Raw genomic sequence first — 26,200 nt, 5'->3', positions numbered from 1 at the left:
TAACTGACCTTCGTGGGAGCGGCGATGGCGTGCTACGCCATGTCGCTGACCGCGAACTCTTCCGCCAGATGATCGATCAACGACCGCACCGATGGCAGCAGCCCGCGCCGCGACGGGAAGATCGCATGCACGATGCCGCAACGCGGGTGCCAGTCCGGCAGAATCTCCACCAGGCGCCCCGCCGCCAGGTCCTCACGCACCGCCACCCTTGGCAGGTGCGCGATCCCCACGCCCGCCACCACGAAGTGCCGCAAGGCAAACAGATCATCGGTGACCATTCGCGGCCTGTGCGGGATCACCAGGCTGCGACTCATGTCCTCGCCCTGAAAAAGCTCCCACTGGTATTCACGCTGGGCGCTGCCCCAATGGACGCTGGGCAGCTCACTGAGCTGTTGCGGGTCGAAGCCTTCGGCAAGCTGTTCGAGAAACGACGGATGCCCGACCAGGCACTGGGTGCTGTTGCTCAGCACCTTCATCACCATGTCGGTGTTCTCCAGCGGCGGGAAGCGCACCCGCAGCGCCACGTCGAAACCCTCGTGCAGCAGGTCGACGCGGCGGTTGGTGCTCTCGATGAACAGCTCCACCTGCGGGTACTTGAGCATGTAGCGGGTGAGCATCGGACCGACCCAGGAGTTGAGCAGGGTGGTCGGGCAACTGATGCGCACCAGCCCCCTCGGCTCGCTGCGGTTGCGCTCGATGATCTCGGCGGCACCCTCGGCCTCGACGCGCATGGCCAGGCAGCGGTTGTAGTAGGCCTGGCCGATCTCGGTCAGCGAGCAATGCCGGCTGGTGCGATGCAGCAGCCGTACGCCGAGGCGCTCCTCCAGGTCGGCGATGCGCCGGCTGAGCTTGGACTTCGGCATGTCCAGCGCGCGTCCGGCCGGGGCGAAGCCACCGTGCTCGACCACCTGGGTAAAGTAGTAGAGGGAGTTGAGGTCTTCCAAATGGCGATCTCCGCAGCGGTGCAGGGGGCGCAGTCTACCGGGTGGCGGTATTTACGATAAGTTTGCAGGAGCTTTTAAGGTCTTGACGGCTATCGTGCGAGGGCGGCCACGTATTCCACGACAGTTTTGCAGCGCTTGTGAGATCGAGCGCCGCTCGTGCGGCAAATCCCTGGTGAGCGTCACCCATCAAGCGAGAATCGTTGGCTAGAGCATCTTCTCCAATCCGACGGCCTTGCTGATCCAGGCATTGAACCGCCGCCATATGCCGCCAGGTTCGGTTACCAATATATGGCGCTGGCCGTTGTCCTCGGTCGCCCAGACCATTTTCCCCTCCAGCAGCTTCACCTGGTAGCTCAGTGCAGGCGCCATGCCCTGCAGCGCCAGCACACGGGTATACTCGGCCAGCTCCGGGCTATCGACCATCACGCCGACCTCGGTATTCCACAGCACCGAGCGCGGGTCGAAGTTGAACGAGCCGATGAACGTCTTGCGTTGGTCGAACACCATCGCCTTGCTGTGCAGGCTTGAGTCGGAGCTGCCGTGGAAGCCCAACCGTGGCCGTGGGTCTCCAGGTTGGCGACGCAACTCGTACAACTGCACGCCATGCTCCAGCAGGGCTCGGCGGTAAGGCGCGTAACCGCCATGAACCGCCGGAACATCGGTGGCTTCCAAGGAGTTGGTCAGCAGTTTGACGGAGGTGCCGGCGTCGGCCCGACTGGTCAGATACAGCAGGCCGGGCTCGCCGGGTACGAAGTAGGCGGACACCAGGATCAACTCCTTGTGCACGTGGTTCAGGTCGGGGGCCAGTTGTTGGGTCAAGAGCAGTTGTGGGTCTGGTTCGCCGTCCGCGAGGACTTTGCTCGGGGCGTCCCACAAAGCCTGGCTGTGGGCCCAGATCAGCTCATTGCGCCAGACGTCCAGGCGCGGCTGCGACTGATAGGCCATCAGCCGGTCGTATAGCGCCTTGCGCTTGAACCGGGCCTCGGCCAGGGAAACCTCCAGGCGCTGACGGCTGATAAACAGGTCGTCGGCGTCGGGCTTGCGCCAGAGGAAGTCGCCGATGGGGCGGCTCAGGGCACTGTTCCAGTATTGGTCGAAGCTGTGCCCCAACTGCTCGGCCACGGGCCCCACGCCCAGCAGGTCTATGTCGGTGAAATTGAGGTTGGGCTCGGCGTCGAAATACTCGTCACCCAGGTTGCGACCGCCGACAATGGCCATGCTGTTGTCCACCAGGAACAACTTGTTGTGCATGCGTCGGTGCTGGCGCGACAGGTTGAACAGCCGACCTACCGCGCGAGTTGGCCCGGTACTGCGTCCCAGGTGCAGCGGATTGAATACGCGGATCTGGATGTTCGGGTGGGCAGCGAGGGTGCCCATGAGGTCGTCGAGGCCATCGCTGGTCGTGTCGTCAAGCAGGATGCGTACACGCACGCCGCGGTCGGCGGCGCGCAGCAGTTCGTGTACCAAGGCACGGGTGCTGAGGCCGTCATGGACGATGTAGTACTGCAGGTCGATGCTGGCCTGGGCGTTGCGGATCAGTTCGGCGCGGGCACGAAAGGCCTCGTTGCTGTTGGGCAGAAGTCGAAAGCCCGAGCGCCCCTCGTACGGGGCGGCCTGGCGTTGTACCGAACGGCCAAAGGCCGAGTCGGCTGCTGGCAGTGCGTGGCTGACTTCACGCGGTGTGACGACGCTGGTACAGCCTGATAGGCCAAGCAGCAGCGCCAGCAGCAGGGGCAAGGCTCGCTGGGGTCTCAAGGGTGAATCGTCCTGTGCGGCAAGGGCTTAAGAGGTTGGACCGTGGCAGGCGGGGCAAAGTTACTCGCCAGCGTGTTCGGCATCCAGTAGACGAAGGGCGGTTTCACCGACGCTGCGTACGGCGCCTTCGATCTGCGCGGTGGGCCGCGCGGCGAAATTCATGCGCAGGCAGTTGCGGTACTTGCCCGAGGCAGAAAAGATGCTGCCCACCGCGATCTGCACGCCCTGTTCGAGTAAAGCGCGGTTCAGGCGCAGCGTATCGAAACTTTCCGGCAATTCCACCCACAGCATGAAACCACCCTGGGGGCGGCTGGCGCGGGTGCCTGACGGAAAATGTCGGGTTACCCAATCGCACATCTGGTCGCGGCCGCGTTGGTACTGGCTGCGCATCCGGCGCAGGTGGGGCTGGTAGTGGCCTTGCGCAATGAAGTCGGCGATTGCCAGCTGCGGCTGGCAGGCGGTGCTGCCGGTGCTGATGTATTTCATGTGCAGTACCCGCTCCAGGTAGCGCCCCGGAGCCACCCAGCCGACCCGCAGGCCTGGCGCCAGGGTCTTGGAAAACGAACTGCAGAGCAGCACGCGGCCATCGTCGTCGAACGACTTGATGGTGCGCGGGCGCGGGTAGGTGTAGGCCAGGTCGCCGTACACGTCGTCCTCGAGGATCGCCACGTCGTAGCGCTGCGCCAGGGTGAGCAGGGCCTTCTTGCGCGCCTCGGGCATGATGTAGCCCATCGGGTTGTTGCAGCTTGGGGTGATCTGGATGAGCTTGATCGGCCATTGCTCGAGGGCCAGTTCGAGGGCTTCCAGGCTGATCCCGGTGATGGGGTCGGTGGGGATTTCCAGGGCCTTCATGCCCAGGCCTTTCAACGTCTGCATGGCACCGTGGAAACTGGGTGAATCGACCGCGACGATGTCGCCGGGCTCGCATACCGCGCGAATGGTGCACGACAGCGCCTCGTGGCAACCGGTGGTCACCACCAGGTCCGCCGGGCCCAGACGACACCCGGAGTCGAGCATCAGCCGGGCGATCTGTTCGCGCAGCAGGGCGTTGCCGTGGATGTTGTCGTAGTACAGGCCGGGCATATCCATGCGCCGGCTGATCTGCGCCAAGCTACGCAGCAGCGGCTTGAGCGTGGGGCTGTCGACATCGGGCATGCCACGGCCAAGCTGGATCACATCCGGGCGAGGGGTGGCGCGCACCAGCTCAAGCACCTGTTCCCACTGGGAGATATCCACAGGGCGTTGTGCGGGGCGGCTGATGGCTGGCAGGGCTGGTAGCTGGCGGTCCTCGGCGACGAAGTAGCCGGACTTGGGGCGCGGCGAGACCAGGCCGTTGTCCTCCAGAAGGCGGTAAGCCTGCTGCACGGTGCTCAGGCTGACGCCGTGCTCCACACTCAGGGCGCGCACTGACGGCAGGCGCTGGCCGGGGCGATACAGCCCCTGCTCGATGCGTGAACCGAGCAGTTCGGCGAGGTTGAAATAGAGGGTCACTGCATACTCCTGCTCAGCTGATGACCAAGGACCGGTACAGATAGGCGAAAAATACTGCATGCAGCCCTATTTTCGCCAATTCTGTATGGGAATAATAAGTCGATTTTGGCTCTGTATTGGTGCGAGGCATACCCGCATGCTGTCTCTACGTCAGGTACTTAACGGAGGACGTGGTGATGGGTGGCATGAGCGATGTGCGTTTGCAACTGTTGGCCAGTGAGCTGGAGTCGGAGCAGCGTCCACGGGTCTTCAGCGCGCCTCAAGGCATGGGTCGTTGGGGCCTGATGCTGCATCGCTGGCGCACCCGCAGGGCCCTATTGCAGTTGGAGGATTACCAACTGCGCGATATCGGCATCAGCTGGGAGCAGGCTCGGCATGAGGCGAGCAAGCCCTTCTGGCGTGACTAGGCCAGCTCTTTGAGTCGATACCAGAGCATTCCCAGTGCCAGCAGCGGCGAACGCAGCAATTTGCCGCCGGGGAAGGTGGTATGCGGGACCTTGGCGAACAGATCGAAGCGCCCGCTCTGCTGGCCGCTGATGGCCTCGCCGAGCAGACGTCCGGCGAGGTGGGTGGCGTTGACGCCATGTCCGGAGTAGGCCTGCGCATAGTAGACGTTGGGCTGGCTGGCCAGGCGGCCGATCTGCGGCAGGCGGTTGGCCCCGATGCCGATCATGCCGCCCCATTGGTAATCAATGCGCACATCGGCCAGTTGCGGGAACACCTTGAGCATTTTCGGGCGCATGTAGGCAGCGATGTCCTGCGGATCGCGCCCGGAATAGTGGCAGGCGCCGCCGAACAGCAGGCGGTTGTCGGCAGAGAGGCGATAGTAATCCAGTGCCACGCGCTGGTCGCATACCGCCATGTTCTGCGGCAGCAACTGGCGGGCGCGTTCCTCACCCAAGGGCTCGGTGGCGATGATGTAGCTGCCGGCGGGCAGTACCTTGCCGCCCAGTTCGCGGTTGAGGTCGTTGTGGTAGGCGTTGCAGCACAGCACCAGCGTCTTGGCGCGCACCCGGCCTTGGGCGGTATGCACCTTCACTTGCGGGCCGTACTCGATGCGGGTCACTTCCGACTGCTCGTACAAGCCGACACCCAGGCGCCTGGCCACGGCGGCTTCGCCCAGCGCCAGGTTGAGTGGGTGCAGGTGACCGGAACCCATGTCGATCAGGCCGCCGACATAGCGATCAGAACCTACTACCGAGTGCATGTCGCCGGGCTGCACCAGGCGCAGTTCGTGACGATAACCCAGGCTGCGCAGTTCCTCGGCGTCCTCGGCGAAGCCTTCCAGTTCGGCGGGCTTGTTCGCCAGGTCGCAGTAGCCCCAGGTCAGGTCGCAGTCGATGCCATGGCGCTCGATGCGCTTGCGGACGATCTCCACCGCCTCCAGGCCCATCAGCTTCATGCTGCGCACGCCTTCTTCACCGATCACCGGTAGAAATTGCTCCAGACCGTGGCCGACGCCCCGGATGAGCTGGCCGCCGTTGCGGCCGCTGGCGCCCCAGCCGAGCTTGCGTGCTTCCAGAAGGATCACTGACAGTCCGCGTTCGGCCAGTTCGATAGCGGTGTTCAAGCCCGAGTAGCCACCGCCGACGATGCATACGTCGGCGCTGTGCTCGCCTTGCAGGAATGGCTGGTCAGGGTGTGGCGCGCTGCTGGCGGCGTAGTAGGAGGCGGCGTGTTGCGCGCTGTAGACCATGTGTCGTTTCCTGGGGGCAAGGCGAAAAGGCGAGGATAGGCAACCGGCCAATCGCGGGGCAAGCCCGTTCCCGCGATTGCCTTATAATCCAGCACTCATGTTCAAGATGCGCCGCTTATGTCCTGCAACCGCCACAAGATCCATTTCCTGCGCGAGCTCATCCCTTCGTTCGAGTGCGAGCCCGGCTGCCATGATTGCTGCGGCCCGGTCACCACCTCGGCCGAGGAAATGGCCCGCCTGCCGCGCAAGACCCAGGCCGAGCAGGACGCCGCGCTGGAGCGCCTGGACTGCGTGCACCTGGGCCCGAACGGCTGCACCGTGTATGAAGAGCGCCCGATGATCTGCCGCCTGTTCGGCACCACACCGCGCCTGGCCTGCCCCAGGGGGCGGGGCCCGGAGCAGCCTATCGACCCGGCGGCCGAGCAGCTGGTTCACACCTATATAGCCAGTACCCGCCAGGTGCTGGTGTAAGGCTTCAGTCCGGAATCGGCAGGCACAGGCTCTCTTTCACTTCTTCCATCACGATGTAGCTCTTCGACTCGCGCACATGGGGCAGCTTGAGCAGGATGTCGCCGAGCAGCTTGCGATACGACGCCATCTCCGAGATCCGCGCTTTCACCAGGTAGTCGAAATCGCCCGATACCAGGTGACATTCCAGTACATGGGGCAGCTTGAGTACGGCGCGGCGGAACTCCTCGAAGGTGTCGCCGGACTTGTAGTCCAGGCTGATCTCGACGAACACCAGCAAGCTGCCCTTCAGGTGCTGCGGGTTGAGCCGGGCGTTGTAGCCCATGATGATCCCCTCGCGCTCCAGGCGCCGCACCCGTTCGGTGCACGGGGTGGTGGACAGCCCGACCTTCTCGCCCAGTTCGGTGAAGGAGATGCGCCCGTCATTCTGCAGGATCCGCAGGATGTTGCGGTCGATCTTGTCCAGCTCACGCTTGCTCTGGTGCTGGGTTCTCATAGGGGATGCCCCTCCGTGAAAGGCAATTTTGCCGAGAATTCTCGCCAAATATAGCTGCTTATATAGTGAATAGCACTGGTCGGAGATTCTTATACTGCGCGCATCCATGCCATTTCAACAAAAGACTGCGGCAAGCCGCGTGCGAGGGATACAACAATGCGAGTTCTGGTACTTGGTAGCGGTGTGATCGGTACCGCCAGTGCCTACTATCTGGCCCGGCAAGGTTTCGAGGTGACGGTGGTCGATCGCCAGCCAGCGGTGGCCATGGAAACCAGCTTCGCCAACGCAGGCCAGATCTCGCCCGGCTATGCCTCGCCCTGGGCCGCCCCGGGCGTGCCGCTGAAAGCTATCAAGTGGCTGCTGGAGCGCCACGCGCCCCTGGCCATCAAGCTGACCGGCGACGTCGACCAGTACCTGTGGATGGCGCAGATGCTGCGCAACTGCACCGCCAGCCGTTACGCGGTGAACAAGGAGCGCATGGTGCGCCTGTCCGAGTACAGCCGCGATTGCCTCGACGAGTTGCGCGCCGAAACCGGCATTGCCTACGAAAGCCGCAGCCTGGGCACCACGCAGTTGTTCCGCACCCAGGCGCAGCTGGACGCCGCGGCCAAGGACATCGCAGTGCTGGAACAGTCTGGTGTACCGTACGAGCTGCTCGACCGTGACGGTATTGCCCGGGTCGAACCGGCCCTGGAGAGCGTGAAGGGTATCCTCGCTGGCGCCCTGCGCCTGCCCAACGACCAGACTGGTGACTGCCAGATGTTCACCACCAAGCTCGCCGAGATGGCCATCAAGCTGGGTGTCGAGTTCCGCTTCGGCCAGGATATCCAGCGCCTGGACGTCGCCGGTGACCGCATCAACGGCGTATGGATCGACGGCAAGCTGGAAACCGCCGACCGCTACGTGCTGGCGCTGGGCAGCTACTCGCCGCAGTTGCTCAAGCCGCTGGGCATCAAGGCCCCGGTCTACCCGCTCAAGGGCTATTCGTTGACCGTGCCGATCACCAACGGCGACATGGCGCCGACCTCGACCATCCTGGACGAGACCTACAAGGTCGCGATTACCCGTTTCGACAACCGCATTCGTGTCGGCGGCATGGCTGAGATCGCCGGTTTTGACCTGTCGCTGAACCCGCGTCGACGCGAAACGCTGGAGATGATCGTCAACGACCTTTATCCTCGCGGCGGCGACCTGAGCCAGGCGAGCTTCTGGACCGGCCTGCGCCCGGCCACCCCGGACGGTACCCCGATCGTCGGGGCGACCAAGTTCCGTAACCTGTTCCTCAACACCGGTCACGGCACCCTGGGCTGGACCATGGCATGCGGTTCCGGTCGCCTGCTGGCCGACCTGATCGCGCGCAAGAAGCCACAGATCAGTGCCGAAGGCCTGGACATCTCGCGTTATGGCAATAGCCGCGAGACTGCCAAGCACGGACAGCCGGCGCCTGCGCACCAGTAAGCATTCGATGCTGTTGGCCTCATCGTGGTGCGCCGATGCGACTTGCCCCACGATGAGGCCCGAAACCGATTGACCTGTTCCCTCACCCCGGCGCGGTGGGTACCTACCCCCATCTGCCGCGCCGGGGCTTTATCGATAACCAGAACTGCCAGAAGGCTGCCGCCATGCGTCCCGCCCGTGCCTTGATCGACCTCCAAGCCCTCCGACACAACTACCGCCTCGCCCGTGAGCTGACCGGCGCCAAGGCCCTGGCCGTGGTCAAGGCCGACGCCTACGGTCATGGCGCGGTGCGGTGCGCCCTGGCGCTCGAGGCCGAGGCCGACGGTTTTGCCGTGGCCTGCATCGAGGAGGCCCTGGAGCTGCGCGCGGCAGGCATCAAGGCACCCGTTCTGTTGCTCGAAGGCTTCTTCGAGGCCAGCGAGCTTTCGCTGATCGCCGAACATGATCTGTGGTGCGTGGTGCATTCGCCATGGCAGTTGGAAGCGATCGAGAACACCTCGGTGCACAAGCCACTGACCGTCTGGTTGAAGATGGATACCGGCATGCACCGTGTCGGCGTGCACCCCAAGGACTACGCCGATGCCTACCAGCGCCTGCTGGCCAGCGGCAAGGTCTCGCGCATTGTGCTGATGAGCCACTTCGCCCGCGCCGACGAGCTCGATGCCGCCGCCACCGCACAGCAGGTCGCTGTGTTCGAGGCTGCTCGCCAGGGCCTGGCCGCCGAGAGCAGCCTGCGCAACTCGCCGGCCGTGCTGGGCTGGCCGAGCATCAAGAGCGACTGGGTTCGCCCGGGCATCATGCTCTACGGCGCCACCCCGTTCGAGGTGGAGCAGGCCGAAGCAGCTCGCCTGCAGCCGGTGATGACCCTGCAATCGCGCATCATCAGCGTACGGGAATTGCCGGCCGGCGAGCCGGTGGGCTACGGGGCCAAATTCGTTAGTCCGCGCCCGACCCGGGTCGGCGTGGTCGCCATGGGCTATGCCGACGGCTACCCGCGCCAGGCACCTACCGGCACGCCAGTGGTGGTGGCCGGCAAACGCACCCAGCTGATTGGCCGCGTGTCGATGGACATGCTCTGCGTCGACCTGACAGACGTGCCCGAAGCCACTGTCGGCAGCCCGGTCGAGTTGTGGGGCAAGCAAGTACTGGCCAGCGACGTGGCCATGCAGGCCGGGACCATCCCGTACCAGATCTTCTGCAATCTCAAGCGCGTGCCGCTGGACTATATCGGCGAATAAAGCGCCAAAGCGGACAGGCTGCGGGGCTGTGTGTTGTAAATACTGAACGGCATTGCCATCATATCGTTCACACTCCCCCAACCTCGACCGTTTCTGGAGGCGCAAGCTTTGGACGTCGGTGAACGACTGCAAGCCATCCGCAAGCTCAAGGGCTTGTCCCAGCGCGAACTCGCCAAGCGCGCGGGGGTGACCAACAGCACCATCTCGATGATCGAGAAGAACAGCGTGAGCCCTTCGATCAGCTCCCTGCGCAAGGTGCTCAGCGGTATCCCCATGTCCATGGTCGAGTTCTTCTCGGTGGAGCTGGCCCCGGAAAGCCCGACCCAGATCGTCTACAAGGCCCACGAGCTCATCGACATTTCCGACGGCGCGGTCACCATGAAGCTGGTCGGCAAGTCGCACCCCAATCGCGCCATCGCGTTTCTGACCGAGGTCTACCCACCGGGCGCCGACACGGGGGCGGAAATGCTCACCCACGATGGCGAAGAGACCGGCATTCTTCTCGAAGGCCGCCTGGAACTGGTGGTCGGCACCGAGATCTTCATCCTCGAGGCCGGCGACAGCTACTACTTCGAAAGCACCCGCCCGCACCGCTTCCGCAACCCGTTCGAGGAGCCGGCCCGGCTGATCAGCGCCGCCACCCCGTCGAACTTTTGATCCAGCGCAGTGCATTGACGGGTCAATACCCTTTCCCTGAGTGTGGTCGTTTCACGCCTTCCAGGTTCCCGCTATACTTTTCAACGCTCGCAATTCCGTGGCCGCGGGCGTGATTAGCCACCATGAGGGTGTTCGCGTGAACCAAATCAAGAAGATGCTGGCCGTACCAGCAGCCGTATTCGCCCTTTGGGCAATGAGCGCAACCGCTGCAACCAACGACGACATCGCCAAGCGTCTCGAGCCGGTCGGCCAGGTGTGCGTCCAGGGCCAGGAATGCAAGGGCATGGAAGTGGCCGCCAGCGCCGGTGGCGGCGGTGCCAAGACGCCAGACGAAATCATCGCCAAGCATTGCAATGCCTGCCATGGCACCGGCCTGCTGAACGCGCCGAAGATCGGTGATACCGCCGCGTGGAAAGAGCGTGCCGACCACCAGGGCGGACTCGATGGCATCCTGGCCAAGGCCATCACAGGGATCAACGCCATGCCACCGAAGGGCACCTGCGCCGATTGCTCGGATGATGACCTGAAGGGTGCGATCAAGAAGATGTCCGGGCTGTGAGCCAGGCCTGACTTGTATAAAGCCCGCCTCTGATGGCGGGCTTTTGTTTTTGGGCCGATAGCCCTATTGCGAGGACGGGACAGGCAACCAACCCGCTGTGCCTTGTGTCCAACCCCTGAACCCACGGATGACTCAGGAGGCCCAGATGTATCGCTGCTCCATCGACCAGGCTGTCGAACAGGCCCTGGCCCGACTGCCCAGCCATATTCACATGGGCCTACCGCTTGGCCTGGGCAAACCCAATGCCTTCGTCAACGCGCTGTACACCCGCATCAGCGAGTTGCCCGAGCGTCGTCTGACCCTTTACACCGCCCTGTCACTTGGCCGCCCGCCGTTGGGCGATGGCTTGCAACGGCGCTTCCTTGAGCCTTTCATCGAGCGTGTATTCGCCGACTATGAGGAGCTCGCATACCTGGCCGACCTGCGTGGCGACAAGCTCCCGCCGAACGTCCGTGTCGAGCAGTTCTTCATGCAGCCCGGCAGCCTGCTGCACAGCGATACGGCCCAGCAGGACTACGTCAGCAGCAACTACAGCCACGCAGCACGGGATATCAACGCCAAGGGGCTGAACCTGATCGCGCAGCTAGTGGCGGCCACGCCCGAGCGGCCCGATCACCTGAGCCTGGCCTGCAATCCCGATATCACCCTGGACCTGCTGCCGATGATCGCCCGGCGCCGTGCTGAGGGCGAGACCATCCTGGTGCTTGGCCAGGTCCATGACGAACTGCCCTACATGCCAGGGGACGCGGAACTGGGCCTGGAGCAGTTCGACCTGTTGATCGACCAGCCCGAAAGTCGCCGGTTGTTCTCAACGCCAAACATGCCGGTGAACACCCAGGACCATTGCATCGGCCTGCATGCCAGCACCCTGGTGCGCGACGGCGGTACCCTGCAGATCGGCATCGGCGCCATGGGCGATGCGGTGGCGGCGGCGCTGCTGGCACGCCAGGGCGACAACGAAGGCTATCGTGCGCTGCTCGATGAGCTGGATGTGGGCCCATGGCAGGCTCTGATCGAGCGGGAAGGGGGGCTGGATACCTTCGCCCAGGGGCTATATGGCTGCAGCGAAATGTTCGTCAACGGGTTGCTGGCCCTGGCCGAAGCCGGGGTAGTGCGCCGCCCCGCGGACGAGCACGGCGTGCTGGTGCATGGCGGCTTTTTCCTTGGCCCACGGGCGTTCTACCAGCGCCTACGCGAGACGCCGCTGGAGCAGCGCGCACGCTTCGCGATGACCGCCATCAGCTACATCAACGAGCTGTACGGCCAGGAAGAGCGCAAGCGCCGTCAGCGCCGAGATGCGCGTTTCATCAATACGGTATTCGGCATGACCTTGCTGGGGGCCGGTGTCGCCGACCAGCTCGAAGATGGCCGGGTGCTCAGCGGCGTGGGCGGGCAGTACAACTTCGTCGCCCAGGGCCATGCGCTGGAGGGCGGTCGCTCGATCCTGTTGCTGCGTAGCTGGCGCGAGGCCGGTGGTGAGGTGACCTCCAACCTTTACTGGACCTACGGCCACTGCACCATACCCCGGCACTTGCGAGACATCGTGATCACCGAATACGGCATCGCCGACCTGCGCGGGCAGACCGACAGCGAGGTGATTGCGCGGCTGCTGGCGATCAGTGATTCTCGTTTTCAGCGCGAGCTGATGGAGCGGGCCAAGTCGGCGGGCAAGCTGGCGAAGGACTTCGTGCTGGATGCGCGCTATACCGACAACACTCCCGAGCGCCTGGAGGCAACCCGCGCGCGGCATGCGCGATTGTTTCCGGAATATCCGCTGGGCAGCGATTTCACGGCCGAGGAGCGTGACTTGTTGCGGGCGCTGAATTGGCTCAAGAGCAAGTTCAAGCTGAGCGAGGTGCTGGAGCTGGGCAAGGCGGCGCTGGATGCGCCGGGGCCCGAGGCCTATGCAGCGCAGTTGGCGCGCATGGGGCTGGGGGAGCCACAGGGGCTGAAGGAGGAGTTGTACCAGCGGCTGCTGCTGGCGGGGCTTCAGGCTACCAAGCCGTGAGGCTACGTGGGAGCGGGCAAGCCCGCTCCCACGGATCCATCACTCGATGAAGGTGACCACGCCACCTTCCAGCGACTTCACCCGGGCCAGCGATTCGACGCGGTAGCCCTGGCTGTCCAGCTCGGCGCGGCCGCCCTGGAACGACTTCTCGATGACGATGCCCAGGCCGGCCACGGTGGCGCCGGCTTGCTTGATGATCGAGATCAGCGCCTGGGACGCCTTGCCGTTGGCCAGGAAGTCATCGATCACCAGCACGCGGTCGCTGCTGTTGAGGTGGCGCGGCGAGATGGCCACGGTGTTCTCGGTCTGCTTGGTGAAGGAATACACCGAGGCAGTCAGCAGGTTCTCGGTCAAGGTCAGCGACTGGTGCTTGCGGGCGAAGATCACCGGCACGCCGAGCTTCAGGCCGGTCATCACCGCCGGGGCAATTCCCGAGGCTTCGATGGTGACGATCTTGGTCACGCCGGAGTCGGCGAACAGGCGGGCGAACTCGTCACCGATCAGCTGCATCAGCGCCGGGTCGATCTGGTGGTTGAGAAACGCATCGACTTTGAGTACCTGGTCGGAAAGCACGATGCCTTCTTCGCGAATCTTCTGCTGCAGTGCTTCCACTGTGTGTCTCCGATGTAATGAGTGGCCTGTATGGCCGATTTGTAAGTCCAACTTCGGCGCCAGACTTCGTCACACTGCGTTGCCACTCCTCGCCGTAGCTGGGCTACGACTCGTCGTGTCGCCTTGTGTGCCGAACCCTGGCACTCGAATTTGAACTCACAAATCGGCCATACAAGCCACCGTGGCCGCAAATAGCGGCAAAGTTTAAGAATAATGGTTGATCAGCCTTTGAGCATTGCCCGGATATCGGCCAGGGCGTTGTTGCCGCGCGCGGCTTTCACTTCCACGGGCGCATCGTCCAGGCCTTCCCAGGCCAGGTCGTCCGGCGGCAGTTCATCCAGGAACCGGCTCGGTGTGCAATCGATGATTTCGCCGTACTGCTTGCGCTTGGCGGCGAAGGTGAAGGCCAGGGTCTGGCGCGCGCGGGTGATGCCCACGTAGGCCAGACGGCGTTCTTCCTCGATGGTGTCGGCCTCGATGCTCGAGCGGTGGGGGAGGATCTCCTCCTCCATGCCCATGATGAACACGTAAGGGAATTCCAGGCCCTTGGAGGCGTGCAGGGTCATCATCTGCACGCCCTCGGCGTTTTCTTCCTCTTCCTGCTGGCGCTCGAGCATGTCGCGCAGTACCAGCTTGCCGATGGCGTCCTCGATGGTCATGTCACCCTCTTCGTCCTTCTCGAGGGTGTTCTTCAGCGCTTCGACCAGGAACCAGACGTTGCTGATGCGGAACTCCGCGGCCTTGTCGCTGGCGGTCTGCTGGCGGATCCAGTTCTCGTAGTCGATGTCGCGGATCATCTCGTGCAGCGCGGCGATCGGGTCGTCCAGGGCGACTTTGTGGCGTACCCCGTCGAGCCAGTGCTTGAAGCGCTGCAGGCGTTCGGTGTAGCGAGCGTCGAGGTGCTCGCCCAGGCCCATCTCCTCGCTGGCGGCGTACATCGAGATACCGCGCTCGGTTGAGTAGTTACCGAGCTTTTCCAGCGTGGTCGAGCCGATTTCGCGGCGCGGCACGTTGATCACGCGCAGGTAGGCATTGTCGTCGTCCGGGTTCACCAGCAGGCGCAGGTAGGCCATCAGGTCCTTGACCTCCTGGCGGCCGAAGAAGCTGTTGCCGCCGGACAGGCGATACGGCACCTGGTGGTGCTGCAGCTTCAATTCGATCAGCTTGGCCTGGTAGTTGCCGCGGTAGAGGATGGCGAAGTCGCTGTACGGGCGGTTGGTGCGCAGGTGCAGGGTGAGGATTTCCATGGCCACGCGTTCGGCCTCGGCTTCCTCGTTCTTGCAGCGGATCACGCGGATCTCGTCGCCGATGCCCATCTCGCTCCACAGCTGCTTTTCGAAGGCATGCGGGTTGTTGGCGATCAGCACGTTGGCGCAGCGCAGGATGCGGCTGGTGGAGCGGTAGTTTTGCTCGAGCATGACGATCTTCAGGGAGGGGTAGTCCTCCTTGAGCAGCATCAGGTTCTCGGGGCGGGCGCCACGCCAGGCGTAGATCGACTGGTCGTCGTCGCCGACCACGGTGAACTGATTGCGCATACCGATCAGCATCTTCACCAGCAGGTACTGGCTGGCGTTGGTGTCCTGGTATTCGTCCACCAGCAGGTAGCGCACGCGGTTCTGCCAGCGTTCGAGCACGTCGGGGTGTTCCTGGAACAGCTTCACCGGCTGCAGGATCAGGTCGTCGAAGTCCACCGCGTTGAAGGCCTTGAGCGTGCGCTGGTAGTGGGTGTAGACGATGGCCGCGGTCTGCTCGCGCGGGTTGCGCGCCTTTTCCAGGGCCTCGGGCGGCAGGATCAGGTCGTTCTTCCAGGCACCGATCATGTTCTTGATCTCGTCGATGCCGTCGTCGCCGGAGTATTCCTTCTGCATGATGTCCGACAGCAATGCCTTGATGTCGGACTCGTCGAAGATCGAGAACCCCGGCTTGTAGCCCAGGCGGTCATGCTCCTTGCGGATGATGTTCAGGCCCAGGTTGTGGAAGGTGCACACGGTCAGGCCACGGCCTTCCCCCGGACGCAGCAGGGTGGCGACTCGCTCCTTCATCTCGCGCGCGGCCTTGTTGGTAAAGGTCATGGCGACGATGTACTGGGCACGGATGCCGCAGTTCTGGATGAGGTGGGCAATCTTGCGCGTGATCACGCTGGTCTTGCCGGAGCCTGCACCGGCGAGCACCAAAAGAGGGCCGCCGACATAGTCGCGGGCTTCCTGTTGCCGGGGATTGAGTCGGGACATGCTAGAAACCGGGGGTAACCAGAAAATAGCCGCGCATTCTAGCAGGCATGGGCTGGTTAATGCGCGACCGTCTGACGTTGTGATGCAGGGCGCGAATCGGATTTGCCGCATCTGCTACTTTCGCGCAGGATGCACGTCAGATTGCGTCGGGATGGCGGCCAGGGACAGGCAACGACTAAAAGTGAAAATCATTTCCAATTAATCGGGTAGGATTGCCCGCGCTCGCCGTTCCACCGCCCATGTCTAAGGAGCCCGCTTGTCCACGCCTGTCGAACCCCTGCGTTTGCTGCTGTTGGCTGATGAGTCGGAATGGGCCGTGCATTTGCGCGAGTGCCTGCAACCGATGGGTGGCAGCGTTGTGCTGCTGACTGCGCCGAACTGGGCGGCGGTGGACAGCCTGTTTGCCAATGACCGCCAGGCCGTGGTGTTGGCTACGCCCGAGCTGCAGCCTGCGCCGGGGCGTTGCGAGCTGCCGACCATCTTGCTGCTGGAGCAGGAGCCCCTCACTGCACCGTTGGGCGCAAGCGACTGGCTGGTGCTGGCGCAGCTGACTACCGACACGCTGCGTCGTTCGCTGCGCCATGTGCGTGAGCGCGGCGTGCTGGTGGCCACTCTGCAGCGCCTGGCCGAACAAGACCCGCTGACCGGCATCGCCAACCGGCAAGGCTTCCAGGCCCTGTTGACCGCCCGCTTGGCTGAGAACGATGGCCGTGGCCTGGCCCTTGGCCACCTCGATCTGGACAATTTTCGCCACGTCAACGATGCCCTCGGCTACCAGGGAGGCGATCGCCTGATCCTGCAGGTGGTCGCCCGGCTGAAGCATCAGCTGGAGGCAAGTGACCAACTCGCGCGTCTGGGCAGCGACGAATTTGCCCTGTTGATCGACACCCGGCGCGATCCCAACCGCGCCGAGTGGATGGCCGAGCGCATCACCGAGGCTCTGACCGAGCCCTATTGGATCGATGGCGAAAGCCTGCTGCTCGGCTGTAGCCTGGGCATCGCCCATGCCCGCGCCCAGGCCGGCGCCGACCCACTGATGTGGCACGCGCACATTGCCATGCGCCAGGCCAAGAGCAGTCAGGGCTGTACCTTCCATGTGTTCAACGAGCGCATCAATCGCAACGCCCGCAGCCTGGCCGACCTAGAAAGCGAACTGCGCCGCGCCCTGCGTCGTGACGAGTTGGAACTGCACTACCAGCCGCGGCTCAACCTCGCCGACGGTCGTATCGTCGGGCTCGAGGCGCTGGTGCGCTGGAACCATCCCGAGCGCGGCCTGCTGGCACCGAGCGAGTTCGTGCCGTTGGCCGAGCAGAGCGGTTTGATCGTGCCTCTGGGTTACTGGGTGATCTCGCGGGCGCTGAGTGATATGCAGGCTTTGCGCGAGCGCGGCCTGGCACCGCTGCACATGGCGGTGAACCTGAGCTTCCGCCAATTCCAGGACAGCCAGTTGCTGGCAACCCTGAGCCGGCTGATCGTCGAGCACGGGGTCGATGCGCGCTGGCTGGAGTTCGAGCTGACTGAGACTGCCGTGATGCGGCGCAACGAGTTGGTGCGCCAGACCATGGATGCCCTCGGGCGGCTGGGGGTGCGCTTCTCGCTGGATGACTTCGGCACCGGCTTTTCATCGTTCGTGCACTTGAACAGCTTGCCGATCACCTTGCTGAAGGTCGATCGGAGCTTCGTCGGCGGCATGGAGCAACGCGAAGAGAACGCCAAGCTGGTCCACGCGATGATCAACCTGGCGCACAACCTCAACCTGGAGGTGGTGGCAGAAGGTGTGGAGAGTGAGGAGCAGCTGGCGCTGCTGCGGGCGTTCGGTTGCGACCAGGTGCAGGGCTTCCTGGTCAGTCGGCCGTTGCCGGTGGAGGCGTTGATCGAGTACCTGTTGCAGGTGCCGGCTCCGGGCCTGGTGCAGACCCTTTAGCCCCCATCGCCGGCAAGCTGGCTCCCATAGGTTTTGTGCCGTCCTTGTGGGAGGTGGCTTGCCGGCGATGCGCCGCGTCAGCGGCGCCTGTCGCCTTTGGATCAACCGGCGAGCATGCGCCCGGTCTCCTCCAGGTTCTCGTGCCAGCTCAGCGCCTCGCGCAGGATATGCGGGGTATGCCCGCCACGCTGGCAGGCGCGCTCGAAGTAATCGTTCAGCGCGGCGCGGTAGTCCGGGTGCACGCAGTTGTCGATGATCACCCGGGCGCGCTCGCGTGGCGCCAGGCCGCGCAGGTCGGCCAGGCCCACCTCGGTCACCAGGATGTCCACGTCGTGCTCGGTATGGTCGACGTGACTGACCATCGGCACCACGCTGGAAATCGCGCCGCCCTTGGCGATTGACTTGGTGACGAAGATCGCCAGGTGGGCGTTGCGGGCGAAGTCGCCCGAGCCGCCGATGCCGTTCATCATCTTGGTGCCGCAGACGTGGGTGGAGTTGACGTTGCCGTAGATGTCGAACTCCAGCGCCGTGTTGATGCCGATGATGCCTAAGCGACGCACGACTTCAGGGTGGTTGGAAATCTCCTGCGGACGCAGCACCAGCTTGTCCTTGTAGCGCTCCAGATTGCCGAACACATCAGCATTGCGGCGGCTCGACAGGGTAATTGAGCTGCCCGAGGCAAAGCTCAGCTTGCCGGCGTCGATCAGGTCGAAGGTCGAATCCTGCAGCACTTCGGAGTACATGGTCAGGTTTTCGAACGGCGACTCGATCAGGCCGCACATCACCGCGTTGGCGATGCTGCCGATGCCGGCCTGCAGCGGGCCGAGGTTGTTGCTCATGCGGCCGGCGTCCACCTCGCCCTTGAGGAAGGCGATCAGGTGGTCGGCGATGCCTTGGGTCTCGTGATCCGGCGGCAGCACGGTGGACGGCGAGTCCGGCTGGTCGCTGATGACGATGCCGACGATCTTCGCCGGGTCGATCGGGATCGCGGTGCTGCCGATGCGGTCGTCGACCTTCACCAGCGGGATAGGCGTGCGGGTCGGACGGTAGGTCGGGATGTAGATGTCGTGCAGGCCTTCGAGGTTGGCGTTGTGCGACAGGTTGATCTCGACGATGACCTGTTTGGCGAAGATCGCGAAGCTGGCCGAGTTGCCCACCGAGGTGGTCGGCACGATATGGCCTTGCTCGGTGATCGCCACTGCCTCGATGACCGCGATGTCCGGCAGAGTCAGTTGCTTGTTGCGCAACTGCTCGACGGTTTCCGACAGGTGCTGGTCGATGAACATTACCTTGCCATCGTTGATGGCCTTGCGCAGGGTGCTGTCGACCTGGAACGGCATCCGCCGGGCGAGTACGCCGGCTTCGGTCAGTTGCTTGTCCAGGTCGTTGCCCAGGCTGGCGCCGGTCATCAGGCTGATCTTCAGCGGCGACTGCTTGGCGCGCTCGGCCAGTGCGTGGGGCACGGCCTTGGCTTCACCGGCGCGGGTAAAGCCGCTCATGCCGACGGTCATGCCGTCCTCGATCAGGCCAGCGGCGTCAGCCGCACTCATTACCTTGCTGTGCAGGGAGGACAAGCGGATACGATCACGGTACATGGATTGTTATCTCAGGCTACTGAAGCTACTGGAAGCGCAGTCTAGAGATTTCGCCCGGTGCCGTCCCGCGACCATGGTCGTATGAGCGGCCCGGAAATAGAGCCGTTGATCTGGATCAGGCAAATGCGACAAACCCCGGAAATGGCTTCCCGGGGTTTGTCTTGTACAAGCGGTCGTGATGCGGTCCTTGGACCTATTCCACAGCCTTGACCATGTCCTCGATGACCTTCTTCGCGTCACCGAACACCATCATGGTCTTGTCCAGGTAGAACAACTCGTTGTCCAGGCCGGCATAGCCGCTGGCCATGGAGCGCTTGTTGACGATGATGGTCTTGGCCTTGAAGGCCTCGAGGATCGGCATGCCGGCGATCGGCGACTTCGGATCATTCTTCGCCGCCGGGTTGACCACGTCGTTGGCGCCCAGCACCAGCACCACGTCGGCCTGGCCGAACTCGGCGTTGATGTCCTCCATCTCGAACACCTGGTCGTACGGCACCTCGGCCTCGGCCAGCAGCACGTTCATGTGCCCGGGCATGCGCCCCGCTACCGGGTGGATCGCATACTTCACGGTCACGCCGTTGTGGGTCAGCTTCTCGGTCAGTTCCTTGAGCGCGTGCTGGGCGCGGGCCACCGCCAGGCCGTAGCCCGGGACGATGATCACGCTGTCGGCGTTGCTCAGCAGGAAGGTAGCGTCGTCGGCCGAGCCGGATTTCACCGGGCGCTGCTCTTTCGAACCCGTCGCGGCACCGGCATCGACGTCGGCACCGAAGCCACCGAGGATCACATTGAAGAACGAACGGTTCATCGCCTTGCACATGATGTACGAGAGGATCGCACCGCTGGAGCCGACCAGGGAGCCGGCGATGATCAACATCGAGTTGTTCAGCGAGAAGCCGATACCGGCTGCTGCCCAACCCGAATAGCTGTTGAGCATCGACACCACTACCGGCATGTCGGCGCCGCCGATCGGGATGATGATCAGCACGCCCATGACGAAGGCCAGGGCCAGCATCAGGGTGAAGGCGCTGTAGTGGCCGGTGAAGGTGAACAGCAGCCCCAGGGCGATGGTCGCCAGGCCCAAGATCAGGTTCAACTTGTGCTGGCCGGCGAACTGTACCGGTGCGCCCTGGAACAGGCGGAACTTGTACTTGCCCGACAGCTTGCCGAAGGCGATCACGGAACCTGAGAAGGTGACGGCGCCAATGGCCGCGCCAAGGAACAGCTCGAGGCGGTTGCCGGTGGGGATCGGGTCGCTGATGGCGGCGACGATGCCCAGCGACTGTGGTTCGAGCACGGCGGCGATGGCAATGAATACCGCGGCCAGGCCGATCATGCTGTGCATGAAGGCGACCAGCTCCGGCATCTTGGTCATCTCGACACGCTTGGCCATGATCGAACCGGCAGTACCACCGACCAACAGGCCGACGATCACGTAGCCGATACCCGCAGTCGCAAGCTCGGCGCCAAGCTTATAGATGAGGCCAACCGTGGTGAGGATGGCGATGCCCATGCCGATCATGCCGAACAGGTTGCCGCGCCGCGAAGTGGTCGGGTGCGACAGGCCCTTGAGCGCCTGGATGAAGCACACCGAGGCGACGAGGTAGAGGAGCGTTACCAGATTCATGCTCATGCTTACTTCTGCCCCTCGTTCTTGGTTTTCTTCTTGAACATCTCAAGCATGCGGCGGGTGACCAGGAAGCCACCGAACACGTTGACCGCGGCCAGCGCCACCGCCAGGGTGCCCATGACCTTGCCGGCCGGGGTGACGGTCAGCGCGGCAGCCAGCATGGCACCGACGATGACGATCGCGGAAATGGCGTTGGTGACTGCCATCAACGGCGTGTGCAGGGCCGGGGTGACGTTCCACACCACGTGGTAGCCCACGTAGATGGCCAGCACGAAGATAATCAGGTTGTAGATGCCGTGGGAAATCAGCATGTCTTCCATTGTCGTGCTCCTCAGCCGTTCTTGCGCACGACCTGGCCGTCGCGGCACATCAGGCACGCGGCGACGATGTCGTCTTCGAGGTTGATGACCAGGTTGCCGTCCTTGTCGAACAGCAGCTTCATGAAGTCCAGCAGGTTGCGCGCGTACAGCGCCGAGGCGTCGGCACCGACCTGGGCCGGCAGGTTGGTCGGGCCGACGAGGGTCACGCCGTGCGCCATCACCACCTGGTCGGCCACGGTCAGCGGGCAGTTGCCGCCTTGGGCCGCGGCCAGGTCGATGACCACCGAACCGGGTTTCATCTGCGCCACGGTCTCGGCGCTGAGCAGGGTCGGTGCCTTGCGTCCGGGGATCAGTGCGGTGGTGATGACGATGTCAGCCTGCTTGGCACGCTCGTGCACGGCCTGGGCCTGGCGCTGCATCCAGCTGGCCGGCATTGGCCGGGCGTAGCCGCCCACACCTTCGGCGCACTCACGTTCCTCGTCGGTCTCGTAGGGCACGTCGATGAACTTGGCGCCGAGCGACTCGATCTGCTCCTTCACTGCCGGGCGCACGTCGGACGCCTCGATCACCGCGCCCAGGCGCTTGGCCGTGGCGATGGCCTGCAGGCCGGCCACACCGGCACCGAGGATCAGCACACGGGCGGCTTTCACGGTGCCGGCGGCGGTCATCAGCATGGGCATGAAGCGCGGGTAGTGGTGGGCTGCCAGCAGCACGGCCTTGTAGCCGGCGATGTTGGCTTGCGACGACAGCACGTCGAGGCTTTGCGCGCGTGAGGTGCGCGGTGCAGCCTCCAGGGCGAAGGCGGTGATGCCGCGCTCGGCCATCTTGGCGATCAGTTCGTTGTTGAACGGGTTGAGCATGCCTGCCAGCAGGCTGCCGCTGTTGATCAGCGTCAGTTCCTGATCACTCGGCGCGACCACCTTGAGCACCAGCTGAGCGCCGAAGGCGTCGGCGGCTTCGCCCAAGTTGGCGCCAACGGCCTCATAGGCACTGTCCGGAATGCTGGCCTTGAGCCCTGCCCCCCGTTGCACGGTGACCTGATGGCCCTGGCCAACCAATTTCTTGATGGTTTCCGGGGTCGCGGCGACCCTTGTCTCACCCGTCTGCGTCTCGAGAGGAACACCAATGTGCACGACTTTGTCTCCTGCGGTGACCTTTTGTCTTTATAGGAACCAGCGCACTTCGGGTGGTGCGGCTGGGTGGTCGTAGAGCACGACCCCGCCGGATCCGGGGCGGGGGAGGCATTTTGCAGACGAACCCGAGGGCCTTCAACCGGTTCTGAAGCGAAACGAAGTTAAAACTACAAGTCACCCTGTGACCGTATGTCGCAACGACCTGCCCTCGACCCGTCAAGCACGCGCTATGCGGAGCTTAGGAGAAAATTTGAAAAAAATTCCGCTATTTTCGTTCTCAGTTTGCTGAATGTCGCAAAATTAGCTGCAAACCCGCGCAGTAACTAGGGTTGCTAGGTTTTTCAGGGTGAACGGAACAGATTACGGATTTGCGACAAATCCATATATCTGTAGGTGTTCAAAATAATTGACTACGGGGTCAGCTTTGGCCGTTTCACCCTATTCCGTGGCGGTGTACTGTTGCGCCTGCGCCACCAGCCAGTCGCGGAACGCCCGTAGCGAGGCGGACTCGACCTTCCGCTCGGGGATCATCAGATGGTAGGCCTTGTCGCTGGAGAGGGCATGCCTGTTAGCGACCACCAGTCGGCCCTCCTGCAGCTCACGCTGGATCAGGAACGGTGGAATCAGCGCAATGCCCATGTCATGCATGGCGGCCTGGGCCAGCATCGAAAACAGCTCGTAGCGCGGGCCGGTCATGTCGCGTTCGACGCTCATCCCCAAGCCGTCGAACCATTGTCTCCAGGCATAGGGGCGGGTGGTCTGCTGCAGCAGCGGCAAGCCGGCAATGCGCTGGGCGTCGAGGCTGGCTTGCCCTTCCAGCAGGGAAGGGCTGCACACCGGCATGGGGTTCTCGCCCATCAGTCGGTGGGACTGGGTGCCCGACCAGTCGGCGTCGCCGAAGTAAATGGCGGCATCGAAGGGCGTGTCGGCAAACAGGAAGGGGCGGGTGCGGTTGGTCAGGTTGACCGTGACCTCGGGGTGACGCTGCTGGAAGTCCTTCAGGCGCGGCAGCAACCACTGGGTGCCGAAGGTCGGCACCACCGCCAGTTCGATCACATTGGCGCCTTGCTGGCGCATCACCGAAAGCGTGTCGCGCTCCACCGCATCCAGCTGTGCGGCTACCTGGCGGCTATAGGAGAGCCCGGCTTCGGTCATTTTCACGCCCCGGCGCGAACGGCGGAACAGTTCGACATTGAGGAAGGTCTCCAGGCTGCCGATCTGCCGACAGACGGCACCCTGGGTCAGGGCCAGTTCCTGAGCGGCCTTGGTGAAGCTCTCGTGACGTGCGGCCGCCTCGAAGCAGACCAGGGCAGTGGTGCTGGGAATCTTGCGGCGCATGTACGTGAACCTCACATGTCAGGCGTTGAGCAGGGCATTTTGATGATTACGAAGTGAGAAAATATCACTAAACGGTGCGCAATCCTCGTTTGTCCCTCACGCCAAACAGGCCTAGGATCAATCCAGCACAACAATTCGTTCCCATCTTTCGAGGAATCCGCACATGGCTGGCAAGGCAAGCTTCAACTGGATCGACCCGCTGCTGCTGGATCAGCAGCTCACTGAAGAAGAGCGCATGGTCCGTGACAGCGCCTATCAGTTCGCCCAGGACAAGCTGGCACCCCGTGTGCTGGAGGCGTTCCGTCACGAGCAGACGGATCCGGCGATCTTCCGTGAGATGGGCGAAGTCGGCCTGCTCGGCGCGACCATTCCCGAGCAGTACGGCGGCAGCGGCCTGAACTACGTCTGCTACGGCCTGATCGCCCGCGAGGTGGAGCGTATCGACTCCGGCTACCGCTCGATGATGAGCGTGCAATCATCGCTGGTCATGGTGCCGATCAACGAGTTTGGTACCGAGGCACAGAAGCAGAAGTACCTGCCAAAGCTGGCCAGTGGCGAATGGATTGGCTGCTTCGGCCTGACCGAGCCCAACCATGGTTCCGACCCTGGCTCGATGATCACCCGCGCCCGCAAGGTCGACGGTGGTTATCGCCTGAGCGGCAGCAAGATGTGGATCACCAACAGCCCGATCGCCGATGTATTCGTGGTTTGGGCCAAGGACGATGCCGGCGATATCCGCGGCTTCGTGCTGGAGAAAGGCTGGGACGGCCTCAGTGCTCCGGCCATCCATGGCAAGGTCGGCCTGCGCGCTTCGATCACCGGCGAGATCGTCATGGACAACGTGTTTGTGCCGGAAGAGAACATCTTCCCCGACGTGCGCGGCCTCAAAGGCCCGTTCACCTGCCTGAACTCGGCCCGCTACGGCATCTCCTGGGGTGCGCTGGGGGCCGCCGAGGCCTGCTGGCACACCGCTCGCCAATACACCCTGGATCGTCAGCAGTTTGGCCGCCCGCTGGCTGCCAACCAGTTGATCCAGAAGAAGCTGGCCGACATGCAGACCGAGATCACCCTGGCCCTGCAAGGCTGCCTGCGCCTGGGCCGGATGAAGGACGAAGGGACCGCGGCGGTCGAGATCACCTCGATCATGAAGCGCAACTCCTGCGGCAAGGCCCTGGACATCGCTCGCCTGGCGCGGGACATGCTGGGTGGCAATGGTATTTCCGACGAGTTCGGCGTCGCCCGCCACCTGGTCAACCTCGAGGTGGTCAACACCTATGAAGGTACTCACGACGTGCATGCGCTGATCCTTGGGCGTGCGCAGACCGGCATCCAGGCGTTCTATTAATAGAGGAGCCAGGCCATGGGCGCGCTTTCCCATCTGCGGGTGCTGGATCTTTCCCGGGTATTGGCCGGCCCCTGGTCCGGCCAGATCCTTGCCGACCTTGGAGCGGATGTAATCAAGGTGGAGCGCCCCGGCGCAGGTGACGACACCCGCTCCTGGGGGCCGCCTTTCTTGCGCGATGCCCAGGGCGAGAATACCAGCGAGGCGGCCTACTACCTGTCGGCCAACCGCAACAAGCGCTCGGTGACCATCGACTTCACTCAGCCCGAAGGCCAGCGCCTGGTGCGTGAGTTGGCGGCGAAGTCGGATATCGTCATTGAGAACTTCAAGGTGGGAGGGTTGGCGGCATACGGGTTGGATTACCAAAGCCTGAAGGCCATCAATCCGAAGCTTATCTATTGCTCGATCACCGGTTTTGGTCAGACCGGGCCGTATGCCAAGCGTGCCGGCTATGACTTCATGATCCAGGGGTTGGGCGGGCTGATGAGCCTGACCGGGCGCCCGGAGGGGGAGGAGGGTGCGGGGCCGATGAAGGTTGGGGTGGCGCTCACTGACATCCTGACCGGGCTGTATTCCACCGTGGCGATTCTTGCGGCCTTGGCGCATCGTGATCAGGCGGGCACAGGCCAGCATATCGACATGGCGTTGCTGGATGTGCAGGTTGCCTGCCTGGCCAATCAGGCGATGAACTACCTCACCACAGGCAACCCACCCCGGCGGTTGGGCAATGCGCACCCCAATATCGTGCCCTACCAGGACTTCCCGACGGCGGATGGCAATTTCATTCTCACCGTGGGTAATGACGGGCAGTTCCGCAAGTTTGCTGAAGTGGCGGGGCAGGCACAGTGGGCGGATGACCCGCGGTTCTCTACTAATAAGCAGCGGGTAGCCAATCGTGCGGAGCTGATTCCGTTGATTCGCCAGGCTACGGTGTTCAAGACCACGGCTGAATGGGTCACTGAGCTGGAGAAGGCAGGTGTTCCATGCGGGCCGATCAATGACCTGGCGCAGATGTTCCAGGACCCACAGGTATTGGCGCGTGGGCTGGCGGTGAATGTTCCACATCCGCTGGCGGGCAGCGTGCCGCAGGTGGCCAGCCCCATTCGGCTGTCGGAGACGCCGGTGGAGTATCGGCATGCGCCTCCATTGCTGGGGGAGCACACCGAGGCGGTGCTCATGGATGTGCTGGGGCTGAGCGGGGAAGCGGTGCAGAGCCTTCGGGGCGCAGGGGTGCTGTAATACGCGCTATAGATGTAAGAAGCGGGGCGGCCGGCAGGCCGCCCCGCTTTGCTTTTCAACAATCTGAAG

The 26,200-nt window shown here is 63.5% G+C and carries 22 protein-coding genes; 10 read left to right on the top strand and 12 right to left on the bottom strand.

Features of this window, described 5'->3' with window-relative positions; translation table 11 throughout:
• Positions 1-32: 32 nt before the first annotated feature.
• From C3F42_RS16550 to C3F42_RS16540, 3 genes are all read right to left on the bottom strand, one after another.
• Positions 33-944: a LysR substrate-binding domain-containing protein gene (locus C3F42_RS16550; RefSeq protein WP_023630246.1), complete on the bottom strand. Its 912-nt coding sequence runs from the start codon at positions 942-944 to the stop codon at positions 33-35.
• A gap of 204 nt (positions 945-1,148) precedes the next feature.
• Positions 1,149-2,699: a phospholipase D family protein gene (locus tag C3F42_RS16545; RefSeq protein ID WP_031314943.1), complete on the bottom strand. Its 1,551-nt coding sequence runs from the start codon at positions 2,697-2,699 to the stop codon at positions 1,149-1,151.
• A gap of 60 nt (positions 2,700-2,759) precedes the next feature.
• Positions 2,760-4,190, bottom strand: coding sequence for a PLP-dependent aminotransferase family protein (locus tag C3F42_RS16540; RefSeq protein ID WP_023630244.1), 1,431 nt, complete (start codon positions 4,188-4,190; stop codon positions 2,760-2,762).
• A gap of 176 nt (positions 4,191-4,366) precedes the next feature.
• Here C3F42_RS16540 and C3F42_RS16535 point away from each other — a divergent pair, with 176 nt between their 5' ends.
• A complete protein-coding gene (locus tag C3F42_RS16535) occupies positions 4,367-4,597 on the top strand; it encodes a DUF1127 domain-containing protein (RefSeq protein WP_031314941.1) in 231 nt (76 codons plus the stop codon).
• Here C3F42_RS16535 and C3F42_RS16530 read toward each other — a convergent pair.
• Positions 4,594-5,886: an FAD-binding oxidoreductase gene (locus C3F42_RS16530; protein WP_104444646.1), complete on the bottom strand. Its 1,293-nt coding sequence runs from the start codon at positions 5,884-5,886 to the stop codon at positions 4,594-4,596. The genes C3F42_RS16535 and C3F42_RS16530 overlap by 4 nt on opposite strands.
• Before the next feature lie 117 nt (positions 5,887-6,003).
• On the opposite strand from C3F42_RS16530, the gene C3F42_RS16525 reads away from it, so the two are divergent.
• Positions 6,004-6,357 carry a YkgJ family cysteine cluster protein gene (locus C3F42_RS16525; RefSeq protein WP_023630241.1) on the top strand — a complete coding sequence of 118 codons (354 nt, stop codon included), beginning with the start codon at positions 6,004-6,006 and terminating at the stop codon, positions 6,355-6,357.
• Positions 6,358-6,361: 4 nt separating this feature from the next.
• Here the strand turns inward: C3F42_RS16525 and dadR are convergent, their stop codons facing one another.
• Positions 6,362-6,850, bottom strand: a complete 489-nt coding sequence (gene dadR, locus C3F42_RS16520) for a transcriptional regulator DadR (RefSeq protein WP_003258963.1) — start codon at positions 6,848-6,850, stop codon at positions 6,362-6,364.
• Positions 6,851-7,006: 156 nt separating this feature from the next.
• On the opposite strand from dadR, the gene dadA reads away from it, so the two are divergent.
• The 5 genes from dadA (at position 7,007) to C3F42_RS16495 (ending at position 12,770) form a co-directional block, all read left to right on the top strand.
• A complete protein-coding gene (gene dadA, locus C3F42_RS16515; RefSeq protein WP_094010769.1) occupies positions 7,007-8,308 on the top strand; it encodes a D-amino acid dehydrogenase in 1,302 nt (433 codons plus the stop codon).
• Positions 8,309-8,472: 164 nt separating this feature from the next.
• Positions 8,473-9,546, top strand: coding sequence for an alanine racemase (alr, locus tag C3F42_RS16510; RefSeq protein WP_104444645.1), 1,074 nt, complete (start codon positions 8,473-8,475; stop codon positions 9,544-9,546).
• Between the two features lie 108 nt (positions 9,547-9,654).
• Positions 9,655-10,203: a cupin domain-containing protein gene (locus C3F42_RS16505; RefSeq protein WP_023629132.1), complete on the top strand. Its 549-nt coding sequence runs from the start codon at positions 9,655-9,657 to the stop codon at positions 10,201-10,203.
• A 154-nt stretch (positions 10,204-10,357) separates the two neighbouring features.
• Complete coding sequence (locus C3F42_RS16500) at positions 10,358-10,762, top strand: cytochrome c5 family protein (protein WP_038707641.1); 405 nt, start codon at positions 10,358-10,360, stop codon at positions 10,760-10,762.
• Positions 10,763-10,907: 145 nt separating this feature from the next.
• The gene (locus C3F42_RS16495; RefSeq protein WP_104444644.1) at positions 10,908-12,770 is read left to right on the top strand and encodes an acetyl-CoA hydrolase/transferase C-terminal domain-containing protein; all 1,863 of its coding nucleotides are present in this window, start codon (positions 10,908-10,910) and stop codon (positions 12,768-12,770) included.
• Positions 12,771-12,809: 39 nt separating this feature from the next.
• Here the strand turns inward: C3F42_RS16495 and C3F42_RS16490 are convergent, their stop codons facing one another.
• Entirely contained in the window at positions 12,810-13,382 is a 573-nt protein-coding gene (locus C3F42_RS16490) for a xanthine phosphoribosyltransferase (RefSeq protein WP_011536381.1), read from the bottom strand.
• Positions 13,383-13,603: 221 nt separating this feature from the next.
• Positions 13,604-15,613 carry a DNA helicase Rep gene (gene rep / locus C3F42_RS16485; protein ID WP_104444643.1) on the bottom strand — a complete coding sequence of 670 codons (2,010 nt, stop codon included), beginning with the start codon at positions 15,611-15,613 and terminating at the stop codon, positions 13,604-13,606.
• A gap of 256 nt (positions 15,614-15,869) precedes the next feature.
• On the opposite strand from rep, the gene C3F42_RS16480 reads away from it, so the two are divergent.
• On the top strand, positions 15,870-17,537 hold the full coding sequence (locus C3F42_RS16480; protein WP_104444642.1) for a bifunctional diguanylate cyclase/phosphodiesterase: 1,668 nt from the start codon (positions 15,870-15,872) through the stop codon (positions 17,535-17,537).
• 101 nt (positions 17,538-17,638) lie between these two features.
• On the opposite strand, the gene C3F42_RS16475 is transcribed toward C3F42_RS16480, so the two are convergent.
• From C3F42_RS16475 to C3F42_RS16455, 5 genes are all read right to left on the bottom strand, one after another.
• Complete coding sequence (locus C3F42_RS16475) at positions 17,639-19,132, bottom strand: acetyl-CoA hydrolase/transferase family protein (protein WP_023631270.1); 1,494 nt, start codon at positions 19,130-19,132, stop codon at positions 17,639-17,641.
• Between the two features lie 193 nt (positions 19,133-19,325).
• Positions 19,326-20,762, bottom strand: coding sequence for an NAD(P)(+) transhydrogenase (Re/Si-specific) subunit beta (locus C3F42_RS16470; protein WP_023631271.1), 1,437 nt, complete (start codon positions 20,760-20,762; stop codon positions 19,326-19,328).
• A gap of 2 nt (positions 20,763-20,764) precedes the next feature.
• Complete coding sequence (locus C3F42_RS16465; RefSeq protein ID WP_023631272.1) at positions 20,765-21,079, bottom strand: NAD(P) transhydrogenase subunit alpha; 315 nt, start codon at positions 21,077-21,079, stop codon at positions 20,765-20,767.
• Between the two features lie 11 nt (positions 21,080-21,090).
• On the bottom strand, positions 21,091-22,212 hold the full coding sequence (locus tag C3F42_RS16460; protein ID WP_104444641.1) for a Re/Si-specific NAD(P)(+) transhydrogenase subunit alpha: 1,122 nt from the start codon (positions 22,210-22,212) through the stop codon (positions 21,091-21,093).
• A gap of 438 nt (positions 22,213-22,650) precedes the next feature.
• The gene (locus C3F42_RS16455; protein ID WP_104444640.1) at positions 22,651-23,550 is read right to left on the bottom strand and encodes a LysR family transcriptional regulator; all 900 of its coding nucleotides are present in this window, start codon (positions 23,548-23,550) and stop codon (positions 22,651-22,653) included.
• A 163-nt stretch (positions 23,551-23,713) separates the two neighbouring features.
• On the opposite strand from C3F42_RS16455, the gene C3F42_RS16450 reads away from it, so the two are divergent.
• Together C3F42_RS16450 and C3F42_RS16445 are read left to right on the top strand one after the other, a co-directional pair.
• Entirely contained in the window at positions 23,714-24,895 is a 1,182-nt protein-coding gene (locus C3F42_RS16450; protein WP_023630017.1) for an acyl-CoA dehydrogenase, read from the top strand.
• Between the two features lie 15 nt (positions 24,896-24,910).
• Positions 24,911-26,131 (top strand): CaiB/BaiF CoA-transferase family protein, encoded by a 1,221-nt coding sequence (locus C3F42_RS16445; RefSeq protein WP_094010762.1) that lies wholly within the window; start codon positions 24,911-24,913, stop codon positions 26,129-26,131.
• The last annotated feature ends 69 nt before the right edge of the window (positions 26,132-26,200 follow it).

This window comes from Pseudomonas sp. PONIH3, from assembly GCF_002934345.1.
Taxonomy (GTDB): domain Bacteria; phylum Pseudomonadota; class Gammaproteobacteria; order Pseudomonadales; family Pseudomonadaceae; genus Aquipseudomonas; species Aquipseudomonas soli.
This window is presented reverse-complemented; position numbering and strand designations above follow the sequence as displayed.